This window comes from uncultured Microbacterium sp. (assembly GCF_945952435.1).
Classification (GTDB): Bacteria; Actinomycetota; Actinomycetes; order Actinomycetales; family Microbacteriaceae; genus Microbacterium.
In genome coordinates this window covers 1-2914 of record NZ_CAMFHZ010000041.1, presented here as the reverse complement: position 1 = coordinate 2914, position 2914 = coordinate 1, and the positions used below count along the sequence as shown (strand labels likewise).

At 72.6% G+C, this 2914-nt stretch carries 3 protein-coding genes; 2 read left to right on the top strand and 1 reads right to left on the bottom strand.

The genetic code is table 11. The annotated features are described in order from the left end of the window. The first annotated feature begins 45 nt into the window (after positions 1 to 45). Positions 46 to 1152: a folate-binding protein YgfZ gene (locus Q0P88_RS14050; protein WP_295014970.1), complete on the top strand. Its 1107-nt coding sequence runs from the start codon at positions 46 to 48 to the stop codon at positions 1150 to 1152. Positions 1153 to 1250: 98 nt separating this feature from the next. Next, positions 1251 to 2282 carry an aromatic acid exporter family protein gene (locus tag Q0P88_RS14045; protein WP_294980889.1) on the top strand — a complete coding sequence of 344 codons (1032 nt, stop codon included), beginning with the start codon at positions 1251 to 1253 and terminating at the stop codon, positions 2280 to 2282. Between the two features lie 15 nt (positions 2283 to 2297). Here the strand turns inward: Q0P88_RS14045 and Q0P88_RS14040 are convergent. Continuing rightward, positions 2298 to 2914: class I SAM-dependent methyltransferase (locus Q0P88_RS14040; RefSeq protein WP_295014969.1), on the bottom strand; the 617-nt coding region annotated here is incomplete at its 5' end.

Genomic DNA, 2914 nt, shown 5'->3' with positions numbered 1-2914 from the left:
GCTCGGTTCGCACGCGTCGGCACGACTGGCGCGGGCCGAGTGAGCATGTCCGAGGTGCACCCTTCTGCTCCCGTCGAGAGCGCGTTCACCGTCGTTCCCGGTGCCGTCGTCGACGAGCGCGGGCTGGCGCACGTGGCGGCGCCCGCACGTGAGCAGCGTGAGCTCGTCGCCGGGCGCGCGCTTGCGCCGCTCGAGGACCGGGTCGTGCTCGCGGTCGACGGTGTCGACCGTCTCAGCTGGCTGGACTCCATCACCTCCCAGGCGTTGACGGCGCTCGCTGAGGGGACCAGCACGGAACTGCTCGTGCTCGACCCGCAGGGTCATGTCGAACACGCTGCCGCCGTCGTGGACGACGGCGTGCGCACGTGGCTGATCGTCGACCGCTCCCGTTCAGCCGCGCTCCTGTCGTGGCTGAGCCGCATGCGGTTCCGGTTGCGGGTCGAACCGCAGGATCTCTCCGACGAGGTGCGCGTCATCGGCGGCACCTTCGAAGCGGTCGCTGCGCTTGAGCCCCTCGCCGTCTGGCGTGACCCGTGGCCCGGGGTCGCCGTCGGCGGGTGGGGATACGCCCCCGCCGCGCCGCACCCGGGGGAGTCGTACGACTGGGCGGAGGCGATCGTGCCGGTGGACGCGGTGTCGCGCCTCGCCGAGGCCGCGGCGTCGGGGCAGCAGCCCATCGCGGGATGGATGGCCGTCGATGCCGTTCGCATCGCCGCCTGGCGTCCGCGCGCCGAGACCGAGGCCGACGGGCGAGCGCTGCCCCACGAGGCCGACTGGCTGCGCACTGCGGTGCACCTGGACAAGGGCTGCTACCGCGGTCAGGAGACGGTCGCGAAGGTGCACAACCTGGGGCATCCGCCGCGCCGACTCGTCGCCCTGCAACTCGATGGCAGCGATGCCGACCTGCCCGTCGGGGGCGCAGAGGTCTTCCTCGACGAGGAGGTCGTCGGCGCCGTGACCTCCGTCGCACGCCACTACGAAGAGGGGCCGATCGCGCTGGCATACGTCAAGCGCACGGTTCCGGTCGACGCCGATCTGACGGTCGCCGTGGACGAGAGTCGCGTCGCGGCCGCGCAGGAGGTCATCGTTCCCCCCGATGCCGGGCGCACCGCATCCATCCCGCGGATGCCGCGGCTCTCCCGACGCCGCTGACGCCGGTGTCACCCGCCGCGTCATCGCCGGAGAGCTCTCGGCCGTCCACCGCGGCGATCGTCACCCGTCGCCGAGCCCGCTGGCATCCCCGCGCCGGGATGGACCGCGTCGCGGTCTCCGCGCCGGCCATCGTCCAGATCGTCGTCGCGGCCACGGCGGCGTTCTCGTTCGCCCACTACGTACTCGGACACGCCGCGCCCCTGCTCGCGGCGACGGTGACGGTCTCCAGTCTGGGATTGGTGCGCGATGCGCGCCCGCGGCGCGTGCTGGAGACCGTGGTCGGGATGGTCGTCGGCATCCTCGTGGCCGAGCTCATCGTCTTCGTCGCCGGCATCGGCTGGTGGCAACTGGGGCTGACACTGGCGGCGTCTCTCGTCGTCGCCCGCTTCCTCTCGCCGCAGCCGGCGTTCGCCATCGCGGCGGCGGTGCAGTCGGCCATCGTCATGGTCATTCCCGTGAGCGTCCCCTTCATCCGCATGATCGACGGGATCGTCGGGGGCGTGGCAGCTCTGCTGGTCACGGCTCTCCTGCCGCGCAGTCCGCTGCGTGCCGTCACGCGGGAGGGCGCTCAGCTCCTCGCCGCGTTCGACGGCGCGGTCACGACTCTCGTCCAGGCGTTGCGACGGGGAGATCCGGTGCGTGCCCAGCGCGGTCTCGCCATGGCACGCGGCCTGCAGAGCCTGGTCGACCAGTGGCGTGCGGGCGTGGAGTCCGGCTCGGAGATCGCCCGCATCTCTCCGTTCCTGCGACGCCAGCGCTCCGAGTTCCAGCGGCAGGACCGTGTGCGACACCACCTGGATCTCGCGACGCGCAATCTCCGGGTCATCGCGCGCCGCGTCGTCTATCTCAGCGACGACCGACAGCCACGGCCGATCGCCGCCGATCTGCTCGCCGAACTCGCTGCCGGCGCCCGACTGATCTCCGATGCTCTGGGCGACATCTCCTACGAGTCCGCCGCGCGAGAGGCGATCCGCGCCGTGGCCGGGCGTCTCGACCCCCGCGTCCTGGCCGACCGCAGTTCCGCCGTGGATCAGACGCTCATCGGAGCGCTGCGGCCGTTGGCCGTCGATCTGATGACCGCCGCCGGCATGCCCGCGGCCGAAGCGCGCGCTGCGATTCCGCGGGTCTGAGCCGCGGCGAGGGGATCAGCCGCGGGGAGCGATGAGGCTCCACGGCACCGTGACCTCGCCCAGACGCCAGCGTGAGCGGCCTTCCACCGGCCAGCCTGCTGCGTGCATCGCGTCGAGCGCGGCGCGCCAGCGCTGCACCGGACCGAACGAGGCGGTGCCGACAGCTCGTGTCCACTCTCCGTCGAGGGCGCGGAGGAAGTCGTGCACCGCCTCGCCGGGCACATTGCGGTGGATGAGAGCTTTGGGCAGGCGCTCGGCGGCGATCGACGGCGAGGCGAGTTCGGTGAGCCGCAGCGACAGCGTGAGCGTTCGCGGTGCCCCGTCGGCACCGATCTCCACCCACGTGCAGATCCGGCCGAGCTCGTCGCAGGTGCCCTCCACGAGAATGCCGTCGGGAGGCAGCCGCTGCGCCATGCGCCCCCAGGCGTCCTTCACCTCGTGCTCGTGGTACTGCCGCAGGACGTTGAACGCTCGCAGCACCGCGGGTCGGCGCCCGCGCGGCGTGGGTACCTCGAACCCGCCGCGGGCGAACGAGACGCGAGCGTCGGGTGAGAACGCCGTGCGCCCCGCGCGCACGTCGACGAGCTGCGTGCGGGCGCGCTCGACGCGGGCGGGGTCGATCTCCAGCCCGA